The sequence below is a fragment of the Nitrospira sp. CR1.1 genome (genome assembly GCA_014055465.1).
Lineage (GTDB): Bacteria > Nitrospirota > Nitrospiria > Nitrospirales > Nitrospiraceae > Nitrospira_A.
The window spans coordinates 216,440-231,345 of the sequence record WIAF01000005.1 but is presented as its reverse complement, the minus strand read 5'-3'; the positions used below and the strand labels follow the sequence as shown (position 1 = coordinate 231,345).

General features: G+C 59.7%; 14 protein-coding genes. 3 read left to right on the top strand and 11 right to left on the bottom strand.

The window, feature by feature from the left end; translation table 11 throughout:
* Nucleotides 1–181: 181 nt before the first annotated feature.
* Complete coding sequence (locus tag GDA65_11485; protein ID MBA5863317.1) at nucleotides 182–931, top strand: outer membrane beta-barrel protein; 750 nt, start codon at nucleotides 182–184, stop codon at nucleotides 929–931.
* Between the two features lie 149 nt (nucleotides 932–1,080).
* A complete protein-coding gene (gene clpX, locus GDA65_11480; GenBank protein MBA5863316.1) occupies nucleotides 1,081–2,364 on the top strand; it encodes an ATP-dependent Clp protease ATP-binding subunit ClpX in 1,284 nt (427 codons plus the stop codon).
* Nucleotides 2,365–2,775: 411 nt separating this feature from the next.
* On the opposite strand, the gene GDA65_11475 is transcribed toward clpX, so the two are convergent.
* From GDA65_11475 to GDA65_11440, 8 genes are all read right to left on the bottom strand, one after another.
* Entirely contained in the window at nucleotides 2,776–2,955 is a 180-nt protein-coding gene (locus tag GDA65_11475; protein ID MBA5863315.1) for a hypothetical protein, read from the bottom strand.
* A gap of 309 nt (nucleotides 2,956–3,264) precedes the next feature.
* The gene (locus GDA65_11470; GenBank protein ID MBA5863314.1) at nucleotides 3,265–3,672 is read right to left on the bottom strand and encodes a hypothetical protein; all 408 of its coding nucleotides are present in this window, start codon (nucleotides 3,670–3,672) and stop codon (nucleotides 3,265–3,267) included.
* An 82-nt stretch (nucleotides 3,673–3,754) separates the two neighbouring features.
* Nucleotides 3,755–4,921 (bottom strand): hypothetical protein, encoded by a 1,167-nt coding sequence (locus tag GDA65_11465; protein ID MBA5863313.1) that lies wholly within the window; start codon nucleotides 4,919–4,921, stop codon nucleotides 3,755–3,757.
* 127 nt (nucleotides 4,922–5,048) lie between these two features.
* Complete coding sequence (msrB, locus tag GDA65_11460; GenBank protein MBA5863312.1) at nucleotides 5,049–5,468, bottom strand: peptide-methionine (R)-S-oxide reductase MsrB; 420 nt, start codon at nucleotides 5,466–5,468, stop codon at nucleotides 5,049–5,051.
* Between the two features lie 188 nt (nucleotides 5,469–5,656).
* Entirely contained in the window at nucleotides 5,657–8,053 is a 2,397-nt protein-coding gene (gene lon, locus GDA65_11455; protein MBA5863311.1) for an endopeptidase La, read from the bottom strand.
* 404 nt (nucleotides 8,054–8,457) lie between these two features.
* A complete protein-coding gene (locus GDA65_11450; protein MBA5863310.1) occupies nucleotides 8,458–10,515 on the bottom strand; it encodes a hypothetical protein in 2,058 nt (685 codons plus the stop codon).
* The gene (locus tag GDA65_11445) at nucleotides 10,508–12,034 is read right to left on the bottom strand and encodes a trehalose-6-phosphate synthase (GenBank protein MBA5863309.1); all 1,527 of its coding nucleotides are present in this window, start codon (nucleotides 12,032–12,034) and stop codon (nucleotides 10,508–10,510) included. The genes GDA65_11450 and GDA65_11445 overlap by 8 nt, the downstream gene beginning before the upstream one ends.
* 114 nt (nucleotides 12,035–12,148) lie before the next feature.
* Entirely contained in the window at nucleotides 12,149–13,342 is a 1,194-nt protein-coding gene (locus GDA65_11440) for a methyltransferase (GenBank protein MBA5863308.1), read from the bottom strand.
* Between the two features lie 34 nt (nucleotides 13,343–13,376).
* On the opposite strand from GDA65_11440, the gene GDA65_11435 reads away from it, so the two are divergent.
* Nucleotides 13,377–13,919, top strand: coding sequence for an NUDIX domain-containing protein (locus tag GDA65_11435; GenBank protein MBA5863307.1), 543 nt, complete (start codon nucleotides 13,377–13,379; stop codon nucleotides 13,917–13,919).
* A gap of 107 nt (nucleotides 13,920–14,026) precedes the next feature.
* Here the strand turns inward: GDA65_11435 and GDA65_11430 are convergent, their stop codons facing one another.
* Genes GDA65_11430 through GDA65_11420 form a run of 3 tightly spaced genes read right to left on the bottom strand, consistent with a single transcriptional unit; the run spans nucleotide 14,027 to nucleotide 14,833 of the window.
* Nucleotides 14,027–14,332: a hypothetical protein gene (locus tag GDA65_11430; protein ID MBA5863306.1), complete on the bottom strand. Its 306-nt coding sequence runs from the start codon at nucleotides 14,330–14,332 to the stop codon at nucleotides 14,027–14,029.
* Between the two features lie 5 nt (nucleotides 14,333–14,337).
* A complete protein-coding gene (locus GDA65_11425; GenBank protein MBA5863305.1) occupies nucleotides 14,338–14,613 on the bottom strand; it encodes a hypothetical protein in 276 nt (91 codons plus the stop codon).
* A gap of 1 nt (nucleotide 14,614) precedes the next feature.
* Nucleotides 14,615–14,833: a hypothetical protein gene (locus GDA65_11420; GenBank protein ID MBA5863304.1), complete on the bottom strand. Its 219-nt coding sequence runs from the start codon at nucleotides 14,831–14,833 to the stop codon at nucleotides 14,615–14,617.
* Nucleotides 14,834–14,906 lie beyond the last annotated feature (73 nt).

The following is a 14,906-nucleotide window of genomic DNA, read 5'->3' as shown; positions in this document are numbered from 1 at the left end:
CCTCGATACGCGCGCAGAGAACGATCATCCTTGCACGTCTCGTCCGGGAATCCTGCTTGCCGGCAGTGTCCCGCCTTGCGAAAACTGTCGAATCAGTTTGCCCTGCACCCCCCTCATGATATGAGTGGCCTATCGTAGGCCGTTCCGGTCCCGTCTTGACACACACTCACAGGGGTGAATCATGAAAGCAGTCTCTTGCTCTCTGGCAGCCGTCTTTGTCATCGGTGTAGTGGCGCAGGCCTATCCCGCTCTGTCGCTGGCAGCCGATTCTGCATCGAATGCCGCACAGTCTCCGGCCGCATCGGCCGGGGTCAAACCGGAAGAAGCGAAGACGGAAATGTACATCAGCCTCTACATGCAGGGGAGTCGGCCCTTGAATCGGCCGGTCCGTTTGCAGGAAGACCCGTTCACGAATACGGATGTTCAGGGCGGGTTGGGCGGCGGATTAAAAGTCGGATTGTTCCCGGCATTTGCCGGGCGGTATCTGGGGCTGGAAGCCGAATTGTCCGGTCTTGACGGAAAGGCAAACGCGCCCGCGGCGACGAGTGGAGGCGTGACGAGATCGGCGAATTTCCGTTTGCAATCGATTAACGCGATGGCGAACCTCTTGCTGCGGTATCCCGGCGAAATGATTCAGCCATATGTTGGCATCGGAGCCGGGTTGTCGGGAGGATTTGCCCGGGATTTGAATCTTCAGCACAGCACGATCGGCGCCGTGCATGAAAATGCCGCTGACGGCGCGTTTGCCTATCAGTTTCTGGGCGGAGTCCGGGCCAATGTCACGGACCGCGTCTTTCTCTTCACGGAGTACAAATATTTCGTGGCGAACTACCAATGGGAGAGCGAAGTTCCCAATGGGTCCCGTGGGCCATCCTTCACGTTGAACTATCGCACCCATCTCATCGCCGGCGGTCTTGGCGTGACGTTTTAGCGGACTGTTACAACCGGCCTTCCTCAGGCTAGCTGTTCGCGGCGCTTAGGAGCTGAGATAGTGGCCCATCCTTGCTTGCAGGTCGGCATCACAGAGGCATAAGATGAGGTATCTCAAACGCGCGCATCTCCTGACCTGGAGGAAAAGCTGTGTTCTGGGACACGCGGCATTCTACGCAGAAACCAGACCGGCGCTGTTCGTTTTGCGGCAAGCCTCAGGATGCGGGCCGGACGCTTGTCACCAACTCTGAGCCGTTCACCTGTTCTTCTTGCCGAAACCCGGCCGCAGTCTCTATTTGCGAAGAATGTATTCAGCGCTGCTCCCTGTCCCTCGCCAAAAACAAGCCGCATGGATCGCAGGAAGCGCCTTCGCCCCTCCCGCTGGTCATCCCCAAGCCCACGGACATTAAAGCGCAGCTCGATGAGTATGTGATCGGGCAGGATCGCGCCAAGAAGGTCCTCTCCGTCGCCGTCCACAATCATTACAAGCGGATTGTGAACCGGGAACGGCTCAAACACGTCGATCTCGAAAAGGGCAACATCCTCATGATCGGATCGACCGGGACGGGAAAGACGCTGCTGTCTCAGACGCTGGCGCGTATCCTTCACGTGCCGTTTACCATTGCCGATGCGACGGCGCTGACCGAGGCCGGATATGTGGGGGAAGATGTTGAGAACGTTGTGCTCAAGCTGCTCCAGAGTTGCGAGTACGACGTGGCCCGCGCCGAAACCGGCATCATCTATATCGACGAGATCGATAAGATCAGCCGCAAGTCCGAGAATCCATCGCTGACCAGGGATGTTTCCGGCGAAGGCGTGCAGCAGGCGCTCTTGAAGTTGGTCGAAGGAACGGTCTGTAATGTGCCGCCCAAAGGCGGACGCAAGCATCCGGAGCAAGATTATATTCGGGTGGATACGACGAACATTCTGTTCATTGCCGGCGGGGCATTCGTCGGATTAGATGCCCTGATCGCTCAGCGGACGACACCCAAACGGTTGGGGTTCGGCGCGCTCATTCCCGCCGGGGAACTCAATGGACACAGCGAAGTGCTCCGATGCGTGCAATCTGAAGACCTCCTGAAATTCGGGCTCATTCCGGAATTTGTGGGTCGATTCCCTGTCTTGACAACCCTCGCGGACCTCGACGTGCCCGCGCTCATTCGTGTTCTCAGCGAACCAAGAAACGCGTTGATTAAACAATATCAGGCCCTGTTCGAGATCGAAGGGATCGACCTTCAATTTACCGATGCCGCCGTCAAAGCCGTGGCTCGTCGGGCAGCGGTAATGAAAACCGGCGCTCGCGCGCTTCGCACGATTCTCGAGGAGGTCATGCTGGACTTGATGTATGACGTGCCCGCACTGAGCGGGGTCAAGTCCGTCGTGATTACCGAAGAGGTCATTGCCGGAATCGGGCAGCCGAAGATTCTCGCCTGACAGACACACGAAGAACATCATCGGGTGTTGAGTGTCCCTCCAGACGACGACAAACCTCTCCTCTGTGCCGTTTCGCCGATCGGAAAGGCGCGCCCAGCATCTCCTGTGGCCAGCGGATTCAGCCTCAGGCCGCGTGCCTGACCCGTGTTTCGCCGGAAGCGGTTTCGAAGGAGTGGCCGCTGTCAGGCAACGAGGCGATCCGTCGTCTCTCGGACTCGCTCTCGCCTGCCATTGACCAGGCAATCAGCCAGACCAGCGCGATCATTGTTCCGACACCGATGATCTCGACCTCCATGTTGCACCTCCGTTGATTGCGCAACAGATTGTTTGCCAGGACGCCGATACCAGCCGCCTCTTGGATGCGGCTTCCCTGGCCTCTCTCATCTGTCAGGCTGTCGGACAACAACGGTCCTACGCTGCCTGGCGTGAGCCGGTCGAGGCGGATCCGACCGCCTGGCTCGACTCACCGATCCCGTCTGCTGGCGCCTTGGACGATCCCTCTGGTGCGCCGTACAGAATGTCTATGCATACGAAGAGGATCGCCACCATCGCCACGAGTCCTGTCACGATTCCCCAATAGACTCCTGACATAGGCCACGCTCCCGCGCCTGTGTGCTGCACGGGTCCTTTTGTTCACGCGCCGCCGTACCGGTGAGGGTGAGCGCGCGCGCAAGGATGCGATTATTGGATGCTTGCAACTCGGCGGTTTGGATAGGAGAGGTTCGTGTGAGGAGTGGGGCACACCCGACCTGTTCATCCCGTTGGATCTGTGTCCGAAGGAAGAACATGATTCCGACCTCCAGCTTGAGGCGGATCGTGGCCCAGAAAAATATTCTATGCCCCCCGGCAAACCTGGTCAAGGGCAAGAGCGACAAAGATCAACGGATGACTGAGAGAGCTTCAGATCACGTCGTCATTCGGGAGGGAGGGATGCCGGGAATTTCCGGAGGATTTGAATCGTAGCGTGAACTCCCGTTGACCGTCCTCCGGTGCAAGACGATACGAGCCCTCGGCGCTCACGTGTTCTTGTGACCGGGATTTGCCCTGCGGAAAAAGCTTAAGTCGAAATTCTCCAGCCTGTTGCCGTGACGAACCCTCGCCGGGCAGGTGACCCTCCAATTCGACGTACTCCTGCAACGTGGAGAGGGCTTGGTTATAGAGGTCGCGAAAGAGGCCGTTCGGGACGACCTGTTCGAGTAACTCGTTCGCTTCAGGGGCGGGGCGGTCTGCGGCCGCTGCGACCCGGACCTCCGTCGTCAGCAGGAGCGGTAGAGCCGAGAAGATCGTGATGATGATCCATGTCCGCATGGTGTCAGTCTATCGGAGGCGGGAAAAGCAGGTCAAGTTGTGCAGACGATCTGTCCGCTATGAGATGAGCGGACCGTTTCGGCTAACAGCGCGACAGCAGTTTCTCGTTCCGGTTCCATTGAGACACCGTGCTGCTCGCATCCGTAAGTTCCATTGTATCCCGTGATAAGACCCGAATGGAGAGCGGCGGCGTTTTGCTTTGCGGGACCACCAGTCGAAACCGGTCCTGTTCCTGCTCGATGCGGCCGGTCTGCGTCGTCGCTTTAAAGAATTCGGAGACGTTGGCCGCGGTAATCGTCCAAACAAATGCTTCCTCCCGATCAACAAATTTGGAAGAAGCCTCCCATGTGCCCACCAGGGTTGGCTCCACCGCCGGAAGGCGTTTGACGGCCACTTTCCGTGGAATGGCGGTGAACGATTGCCAGAGGAGCGGATCGAATTTACTTGGCCCTTGATTCTTCGCGAGCTTGTCCCAGGTTACGCTTAAAATGCCGGTGGTGGAAAACCGGTCGCTGCCGGCGACTTGATAGGTGCCATGCAGAATCTCTTGGTAGGATTCCGCTTCCCAACGGCCCCGGTCCGCGATGATCGTGCCCGGCATCACTACGGCGGTCGTCATGGTCCACGTGCCGCGTTCGTTCAGTGTGAGATGGCCCTTGCCGTACATCATGCCGACAGGCATACAGCCGTACCACTCGCCGGCCCACAGTGAAGGTGTTCCTGTGATTCCAGGTTCCGCCGCGGTCGCGGGAGTTGCACGAATGGGCGCGCCGAGTCTGGTGGCAGCGACCTTCGCCAGGTTCGTGACCGCTGCCTGTGGATTGGCTTGTTTCGGCGATGTGAGTGACAGCGTCACCAGCGCATCCGACTTTAAAAATGTCAGCTGGATACCTCCGATGGGAGAACGGATCGTGAAGGCTCCATCCCCGACGCCGGGGACCGGCTGGTGGCCGGCTTTTGAGCGTTGATCTTGAAAGACTGTCTTCTGGTCCCCCTCCGGTCCCGCATTGAGTTCTACCATGACCGTCTCTTGCGGATTGCGTTTTGCCTGATAGAGACATTGCCGGTCATTCTGGCGCAGACCCGGGGTGACCGGCGTACCGATGGCGAATTCTACCTCGGCTTCGGTCACGATGAGGCAGGCGTTCAAATTGGTCGAAATGACGTCGTTGGATTGGGAACAGCCGAGCAACGTGCCCCCAATCAAGAGGGCGGCGAACGCAGGGCGTAGTAAGGGGAGAGCAGCCATGGAATATGTCAGTCTAGGAGTGTTGAGCGACAAATTGCAAGGCGCCGTTAGACGCTCGGTGGGACAAGTGCGAGCATCAGAGGAACAGCGATGGCGTCGCGGTATCCCGCCGACGTACCGGTGCCCTTCAGGAAGGAATGAATTTCAATGAGACGCCATTGATGCAGTATCGTAATCCCGTCGGTTTCGGGCCGTCTTCAAAAATATGTCCCTGATGGCCGCCGCAGCGAGCGCAGTGTACTTCGACCCGCGTCATGAAAAATTTGGTATCGGTGCGCGTCTCGACGGCCTTTGCGTCGATAGGCTGCCAGAAACTGGGCCAGCCGGTGCCGCTGTCGAACTTATGCTCCGAGTCATAGGCCGGGAGGTCACAGCCGGCGCAATAATAGATGCCGGCCTGGTGATTGTCATGCAGCGGACTGGTAAACGCCCGTTCGGTATCTTCGTGCCGCAACACCCGATACGCGGCGGAGGACAGCAGCTTTTTCCACTCCTCGTCGGGCTTGGATACCTTCACGATCGGTCCGATGTCTTTATTCGATGGCATGGATCATCTCCTTTGCCGGTTCGTATGAGGCGCGCATCGTACAAACGACTTTTTCATCCTTACATATGTCTTTACGGAAGGGCAAGGCGATTGGATGGGTGAGTCGTGGCCTTGAAACCGCGCGGAACTGTGGGGCGAGAGCGACTGGTTGGTGAGCGGGCCCCGGCTTTTCAGCCGGGGCCCGCAGATTACGATGCGGTGGACGTCGCAACGGGATCGTGTTTTTCCGCCGACGAGGCCGCATCCTGATTGAAGGCCGCCGGCAGAACCTCTTCGATGCGCTCGACCGGAATGACCGTCAGTTCATCGCGAACTTCTTGCGGCACTTCTTTTAGGTCCTTTTCATTGGCCTTCGGCAGAATGATCCGCCTGATGCCGGCGCGATGGGCGGCCAGCACCTTCTCCTTGATGCCGCCGACCGGCAGCACCAGACCGGTCAGGCTGATCTCGCCGGTCATGGCCGTGTCGCTTCGCACCGGTTTGCCGACATAGGCCGAGGCCAGCGCGGTCGCCATCGTAATACCGGCCGAGGGGCCGTCTTTGGGAATGGCGCCTGAAGGCACATGAATATGCACGCCGTTACGTTTAAAACGCGAAATGTCCAGCCCCATGCTTTCGGCGTGCGACCACAGGTAGCTGCGCGCCGCGCGAGCCGATTCCTGCATCACGTCTCCCAATTGCCCGGTGAGCGTCAACTCGTGACTGCCGGGCAGCAGGGTCGTTTCGATATAGAGCACGTCACCGCCCGTCGGCGTCCAGGCCATACCTGTGGCGACACCCGCCGGCAGATTCTTTCGCGCCTCTTCCGGCTGGAATCGTTCCTGCCCGAGCCATTCGTCCAGAAGCGGTTGTGTGATCTCGACCGGCGCGGCCGGAGAATCGGCAGGCCGATCGGCAAAGGTCACCGCCACTTTTCGCGTAATGCGGCCCAACATCTGCTCCAATTGCCGCACGCCGGATTCCCTGGTGTACCGGCCGATAATATGGTCGAGCACGGTATCGGGCAACTTCACCTCTTCAGCCCGCAGGCCGGCTTCCGTCAGCCGTCTCGGCCAGAGGTAGCGCAGGGCGATTTCCCGCTTCTCCCGCTCGCTATACCCGTTCACCCGGATGATTTCCATGCGATCCAGCAACGGCTGCGAAAGGGTCTCCAGCGTATTGGCCGTCGTGATGAAAAACACCTTCGACAGATCGAACGGCAGATCGAGATAATGGTCGCGGAACGTGTGGTTCTGCGCGGGATCCAGAATCTCCAGCAATGCCGCCGCCGGGTCCCCGCGGAAGTCGCGTCCCAGCTTATCGACCTCGTCCAGCATGATGACGGGATTGTTCACTCCGGCCCGCCGTACCGCCTGGATAATGCGTCCTGGCAGGGCGCCGACATAGGTCCGGCGGTGGCCGCGCAGTTCGCCTTCGTCATGCAACCCGCCGAGGCTGAAGCGCTCGAAGGTCCGCCCCATGGACTTGGCAATGGATTGCCCCAAACTGGTTTTGCCCACGCCGGGAGGGCCGACGAGGCAGAGAATCGGCGCCTTGGCCGAAGGGTTCAATTTCAAGACGGCCAGGTGTTCCACAATCCGTTCTTTTACTTCCTTGATGCCGTAGTGATCCTCGTTCAAGACCTTCCGCACCTGTGCGAGGTCCAGGCCTTCTTCCGAAGATGTGTTCCACGGCAATTCGAGCACCAGTTCCAGATAACTGCGGATGACTTGATGCTCCGGCGAGGCGCTGGGCGTTTTCGCCAGCCTGGTCAGTTCTCGATCGGTCTCTTTTCTCACAGGCTCGGGAAGATCGGCCTCCTGCACCTTCTTTCTCAGTGCGGCCACCTCGTCTTCTTCGCCGTTGGTCTCGCCTAACTCCTGCTGAATCGTCTTCAATTGTTCGCGCAGGAGATATTCCCGCTGGGTTTTGCCGAGCTTCTCCCTAGCTTCGCTGGTGATCTTGTCACGCAATTGAAGAATCTGAACCTCCCGCGACAGCGCCGCGTAGAGTCCACGCAAGAGATCCGCGCGGGTGGAGGTTTCCAGCAACTGTTGTTCGCCGTCCAGCGTGAGGTTCAACAATGAGGCGATGCGGTAGGCCAGCACAACAGGGTCTTCTTCAGTTCCCAGCGCCGTGACGGCTTCATGCACGCCCGGAGTCTGGATCAGCTTCGGCAGCTCGGTGATAATGTCGAGGATCGCCCGATGCAGCGCTTCGACCTCCGTACTCCGTTCGCTCGGTGCCGGCAACTGCTTCACCCGCGCCTGTAGATAGGGATCAACCTGGTCGAGCTTCAACAGCACGAACCGCTCCAATCCCTGGATCAAAATATTATAGTGACCTTCCGGGGATCGGGCCGTCTGCTTGATGACGGCTTTGGTTCCGATGGTGTAGAGGTCTTCGAGCGTTGGCTGATCGATCTGGGCATCCCGTTGCGCCACGACAAGCAGGGTCTTCTCTTCTGTCTTGAGGGCGGCTTCGACGGCGGCGATGGAACGGTCGCGGCCGACCGTCAACGGCATCATCGTGCCGGGGAACAACACCGTCCGTTTCAACGGGAGTATCGGCAGGTTGGTGAGTATGGGGCCGTTCGAATCGGTCATATCGTCCCTCCAGGTTCTGAGGTGTCCTCACAAGAAAGATGAATCGGCTACGAGGAATGTTGTTCGTTCCTGTTGATCGCCGTTCTTTGAGATAGCCACGGGGGCGGGGGAGTCAAGCGCCGGTCGGGACGGGAGTTCGAATGCTTGAGCGCCATGGCGTTCGGAGATGGGGTTAATTCGAGAAGTAAGAGTCCAAGTCAACGATGCGTAGGCTTGCAGGATGGTCAAAATGGCCGTCCAGCAGGCCGCAGCGAGGTCCACGGCGCGATGAATACTGAGCGCCACGTTTGTGGACGCCGGCGAGTTGGTGAGCCGGCGGTGTCTTGAGGCGAGACGTACCCTCAGAATACGTTGAGACTCTTGACGATGCGAGAACAAAACTGGCGGAAATTTTCACCACCCTGTTACCGGTCGATGAAGAGGCTGCCCGCATTTTCGATATACGTTTTTCGATTCAGCCGTTCCGGTCGCGCTGCTCCGTGAGGGAGCGGAACGGAAGAATAGTCGTCCCTGCCTTCCAGGTCAAAAAATGCGCCGATACTCGTGTCGGCTCCCTGTCCCAGTCCGCGACCGACAAAATACTGATCAGCCCCGCCTTCTTCGATGAAGAGGCCCCAGCCGCCGAGATCGGCCATGCCTAAGCCGGTCGAGGTTGGCAGGTCATAAAAATCACTCTCCGGGCCGCCGTCTACAGCCAGCGCGACGCTGCCATCCCAGGCCGTGCCGCCGGCATAGAACGGTCCTTTCGAACCGTACCGGTCCTTGCCCTGATAATCGAGGCTCAGGCCCACGCCAAAATGGGCGGCGGTCCCCAGTCCGTAGCGAGCCGCCTGATGTTCATCGTCGCCGGAAACATCGAGCTTCACGCCCAGGCCGAAAAAATAGCCGTGACCTTGTGAAAAGTTTGCGCTGCGATAGCGGTCCCGCCCGGACAGATCGATGAGCAAGCCCCACCCCCCGGCGAGACTCTGCGCGCGCTGTGCCGGCTGCTTGCTGAAGATGCGCAGCCCCGCGCCGGCGCCGAGCCCGAAACAATCGTATTGAAAGCCGGGATCGTGCGGGCTGGCATTCGGCGCGTCCGTTTCATTGTAGGCGCTCGGGTATTTTCCACCGCATTCGTAGGAATCATTTCCGGAGACATCGATGAGGGCGCCTACGCCCAACGGTCCGCCGAAGCCCAGCGCATACCCGAAACTCGTATAACGATCGTTGCCGGCGCGATCCACCAGGAGGCCGAATCCGCCGAAGGCCGCGCCTTGGGTAAACCGGCTTCCTTCATACACGTCCTGTCCTTCGCCATCATATAGGATCCCCAGCCCCGCGAAGCCGGCCCCTCCCGACCCCGGCGCGAGCCGGTAGGTATCGTCTCCGCTAAGGTCGATGACAATCCCGATGCCGGCGCGCCCCGTGGCCAGGCCGAGCGCCGCGGGCTGATACAGATCGTTGCCGCTGAGGTCGATCACCACGCTGTTGCCCAGGTCGCTGTTCGGGCTCGCGCCGATGAGCCCGCGATAGGTGTCGTTGCCCCCCAGGTCGATGATGAGCGCGGCGCCCTTGTCCAGGTCATACGTATTCGGGCCATGACCGCCTATGACTAGCAAGCCGTAGGAGGTCTGCTGAACCAGGAGCAGATCACCGGTAATGCCGGGAATCGCCTGGGTGACAGGTTTCCGGTGGTGGAGCGCGATGTCCAATTGTTGCAAAAATTTTCGGTTGCCGAGCCGAGTCAAACGCTGCGCAGCGGCAATGAGCGACGCATAATCCACCTGCTGCATGAGTAACGTGGCGTAGCGGGCGGCGGAGTCGGCTTCCGCAAGCCTGGCCGGCGGGGTAATTTGCGGGATGAATTGTTCGGCCAGCGGACGGGCCTGGGTGAAGAGAAAGTCCCGATCCTGAGGAGACAGGTGCCGAAGGGCATGTTCCCGGTCTTGATAGGCATGTTCGAGGACGTCGGTCAGAAAGGTCAGAAGATCCTCCGGGGCCAACGTCACCGGGAAGGTGAGCGGCGCAAAAGGGGCGCCGGTTCGATCCATCCCTTCTTCGAGGATTTCGATGATGGCCGGCAGTTCCTCAATTCCCGATTCGGCAGCGGTCGCCGCCAACAGGCTGGTCTGTTCAATCGTGCTGAGGCCTGTCCAGGGATCAGCCAGCGTGCGTATCACCAGATCGCGCTTGAACTTTGCCGCCTTGTTCGTCTGGTCGGCTAGATTCTTGCGCACCGCCGGGAGCATCGCGTTGAGATTGTCGTGCAGTTCAGCCTCGATGAGCGGAGCGAGCCGGGCCACCATCGCCTGCTGTTGACGGTCCACCTGCTGGTCCGGTGACGGGGTGACCGCGAACAGTTTGGACAGCGGTGCGCAGCCGCCAAGGAAGGTCCAGAGGCTGAGGATGACGAAGAGCGGGAGCCGCCGGCGTAATGCGCACTGCGGATCGATGATGGCGAGCCGGCGTCGATTATCCAAGGGCGGGACTGTCTTGAGGTGGGAGAATGCCTGCGTCGCGCAGGCACTCATCGGACCAGGCGCGAATGTCGTGCGCCTCCAAATAGCTGCGCATGCGTCGCATACGATCCCGGCGTTCTCCGAACGGCATTTCCAAGGCCTGGCGAATGGCGTCGGCGACACCTTCCGGATCGTAGGGATTGATGACCAACGCATCGGTCATTTCTTCTGCCGCGCCGGCCAGATGGCTGACGAGCAACACGCCTTTTTCTTCGACCTGGCTGGCGACATATTCCTTCGCTACCAGGTTCATGCCGTCATAGACTGAACTGACCAACGCCAGGTCGGCCATGCGGTAATAGGCCGCCAGGGTATCCATCCCGATGCGCCCTTCGCGGAACTCGATCGGCCGCCAGCGCGAGGCTTGCGGGCTGCCCGGGTGAGAGATCGTGCCGTATTGCAGGTTGATCTCATTGACGGTTTCGCGGATCAGTTCCCGATAGCTGCGATAGGTTTCGACGTCGCCTCGCGTCGGCACCGCAATCTGAATAAAGGTGAAATGGCCGCGGTACTGGGGAAATTGCTGGAAGAAGGCATCGATGGCCCACAACCGTTTGAGGAGTCCTTTCGTGTAATCAAGTCGATCGACACCGAGCCCGATGCGCACCGCCGGCTGAAAAATGTGCAGATTGCGCAGGACGTCCATGGCTCGCGTGACGTGTGGCGATTGCGCCCGTTCGGCCCACGACCGGTAACTGATGCTGATGGGGTGGGCAGCCAGCTTGGTGTGACGGCCTTTGTATTCGATGTGGCGGTCGCCGGTCAGGGCATCGGGTCCCAGGAATTCCTTGACGCACTCAAGAAAGCAGTGAAGAAAGCTTTGAGTCTGGAACATCACCAGATCGGCGCCCAGCAGGGATTCGAGCAGTTCGCGGCGTTCGGGCAGAATGCGAAAGGCATCGGGCCCGGGCCAGGGAGTGTGCCAGAAGATTGCGACCGGCTGGGCGGGGAGGGAGGCTTTGATCAGGCCGGGGAGCAGGGCGAGATGAAAATCGTGAATCCAGACGAACCCCGGTTTTTCACCTAATTCCTGAAGGACCACCTCTGCGAAGCGCGCGTTCATGGCCTGGTAGGCATACCAAAAGGCCTTCCGGTAGGAAACGCGGTCGAGGGTGAGGTGGCAGAGAGGCCAGAGCACCTGGTTGGCATACCCCTGGTACCCGCCTTTCACCTCGCCGTTCTCCAGCCACACGCGGCGCAGGCGGTAGGTCGGGGCGTCGGGGGGCACTTCGACGACCATATCCTCGTTCACCACATCGCGATCCGCCTTGCCGCTTCCCCAGGCGATCCAGGTCCCGCCGAGCCGCCGCATCATCGGGTCGAGCGCCGAAATGAGCCCACCCGAGGTGCGTTCCCAGATCAGGTGATTCTTCACCAGCCGATGTTCGTAGGGCTCGCGGTTCGAAACCACGATCAGGCGTGAGAGGGACAGCTCCTGTTCCTGTTGCGGGGTTTCGAGGGGCGCGTGAGACGCGTTCATAGAGTTCCGCAGCTTGTGTGCGACAGAAACGGCGGCGATTCAGAATGAGTTAGATTGAAAATAGGAGGCTTAGGCTCTTCTGTCAAGCGGCACGTTGGCTGCCGGGGCGAATGGTCAATGGTGACCGTGGCCGTGAGAAGGCTGGCCTTGCGGTTTTGGTTTTCTGAGACTGCCGGCCACCATGCGGAATTCGAACAGGCGGCACTCGATGGCCCCGTTAAACAAGGGTATCCTCCGGGAGGGCGCCAGACGCAACAGGCCGGGCAGTTTCATGTCGGCGGTTACAATCTGGATGGTCCACCCGCAGAAGTGCTGTTTGAGATGGTCGCCGAATTGCGGATAAAAGGTCTTCAGGGCCTCACCTTCCCCCATGCGGTGACCATAGGGAGGATTGGTGATCAGGAGGCCGGCTTCCGCCGGAGCGGGCAGCTGCAGCACATCGCCCTGTTGCAGCGTCACCGCCTCCGTGAGCCCGGCAAGAGCGAGATTGGCCTTGATCGAGGTGAGAGCCTGCGCGCTCTGGTCGGCAGCGTGGATCAAACCAGGCTTCGCGCCGATCTCCGCGGCCTGGAGTTGTCCGCGGAGGTCGTTCAAGGTCTGGGGATCGAACGAGAGCAGTTTTTCGAACGCAAAATGTCGGCCGATGCCCGGCGCGATACGGCGGGCCATCAAGGCCGCCTCGACGACAAAGGTTCCGCTGCCGCACATGGGGTCGTACAGCAGGATGTCCGGCGTCCACTTGGACAGACGCAGGATGCCGGCTGCGAGATTTTCCCTGATGGGCGCTTCGCCGGCGGACTTTCGCCAACCCCGCTTGAACAGCGGATCACCGGAGGTATCCAGATACAATGTGCAAGTGGTCCCGTCTAAGTAGACGGCGATCAGGATGTCCGGTGCATGGGTATCCACGGAAGGGCGTTTCCCTCTGGCATACTGAAAGCGATCGCAGACCGCATCCTTGACCTGGAGCGTCACAAAATCCAGGCTCTTCAGCGGGCATCGGTGCGCGCTCACCTTCACTTTGATGCGTTGTTGCGGGGTAAACCAATCCTGCCAGCGGATGGCGTGCGCCGCGCCGTACACATCGTGTTCATCGCGATAGGCTCCTTCCGCAATCCGCAGGAGGATGCGGCTGGCGATGCGGCTCTGCAGATTCACCCGATAACAAAGGGCGAGGGCGCCGCGAAAGGCCACGCCTCCGGCCGTGGCCTTGACGCCGGCGGCGCCCAGGTCGGTGAGTTCGTCGGCGAGGACCGTTTCGAGTCCGCGGGGGCAGGGTGCAAAAAAGTCGTGAATTGTGCTATCCATTTCTGTCGTTTTCTCGTCGTGATCGGGAGCCGCAATGAAATTCTGCAGCGAGTGTGGGGCCGGGCTGTCGAAAAAAATTCCTCCCGGCGATAACCTGCCGCGGTTCGTCTGCGAAACCTGCCAGGTCGTCCATTACATCAATCCAAAAATCGTCGCCGGCTGTATTCCTGAGTGGGAAGATAAAATTCTGCTCTGCCGCCGGGCGATCGAGCCTCGCATCGGTCACTGGACGTTCCCGGCCGGTTTCATGGAAATCGGGGAAAGCACTGAGCAGGCCGCGGTTCGCGAAACGTTTGAAGAAGCCCATGCCGAAGTGGACATCACGTCCTTGTATGCCGTCCTGAGCCTGCCCCGTATCAGCCAGGTGCACATGATCTTTCGCGGCTCCATGCGCAAGCCGGAATTCAAACCCGGCACGGAAAGTCTCGATGTGCAACTGTTCTCGCTGGACGCCATCCCGTGGGACGATCTGGCCTTTCCCGTGATCACCGAAGCCCTCGAACGCTACGTCGCCGACGTGGCCCGTGGCGCCTTCACCATGCATTTCGGCAGCGTCTTCCCTCGAATGAAATCGTAAGAGGCGTGAAACGTGAAAAGTAAAACGTGAAACGACTCCTTACGTTTCGCGTTTCCTGCTTTCCCCATCCGGCGCCTATTACGTTTCACCTTTCACGTCTCACGCCTTTAGTTGCGGCTGGGCATGATGAGCCCTAATTCCTCAGCCGGCGGATGCACGAAGGTGAATCCCTTGTCCGTCTGAAAGTCCACGGTCATTCCGTTTGTGCGGTGCACGCTCGCCCGATCCAGCGCCACGGTGAGGCCTTCAATGTGCTGCACCTCATCCTCTTCCTGCGCTGCAGGTTCCAGAGTAATCGAGAGGGACAGGCGTTGCGCATCCACGTCGCGTAACGTAATCCGTACGACCGGATCGTCCGGATGTTCCTCGATCAACTTGCGCAACCGTTCGATGGCGGTCCAGGTGAGATTCATCGTGGTCAGGCTGGTCTAGCCCGTTGAGTCGACGCCGCGTGCTGGATGTGGTGAATGTCTACAAGTTGTTCGGTCCGGTCGATCGAATAGAAAATCCGCCAGTCGCCCACCGCATATTTATGGATCCCGGGCAGGTCGGCAGCGACCGGCTCATGGCGCAGATTATCCACATTGGAGGCCAGCCACTTCGTCTTGTCGAACAACCGTTGCGCCATGGTTGGGTCGGCAGCGCTCAAGTCGGTAATCACATCAGGCCGGAAGGCTAAGCGAAACCAGGGCATATCACCACCGCAGGCCGAGTTTGTCGGCTACTTCGTCACCGGTGATGCGTTCCGTCGAAGCCAGGGATTGCTTGAGGCGATCGCGAACCGACTCGCCGAGGGGCGCGCCGAGATCCGGGTCACCCAGCAGCGTGCGTAATCGGTCGTCCACGATCCCTTCGACCAGGTTCTTGAGTTCCGTCAGGCTTAAATTGGATATGGTGATAGTCGGTTGGGTCATGATGTTTCGAGCATACGGGGCCAGTCGCGCCAAATGCAAGAATAGCGTCCGGGTGTCAGCTGCTGCGTGTCCC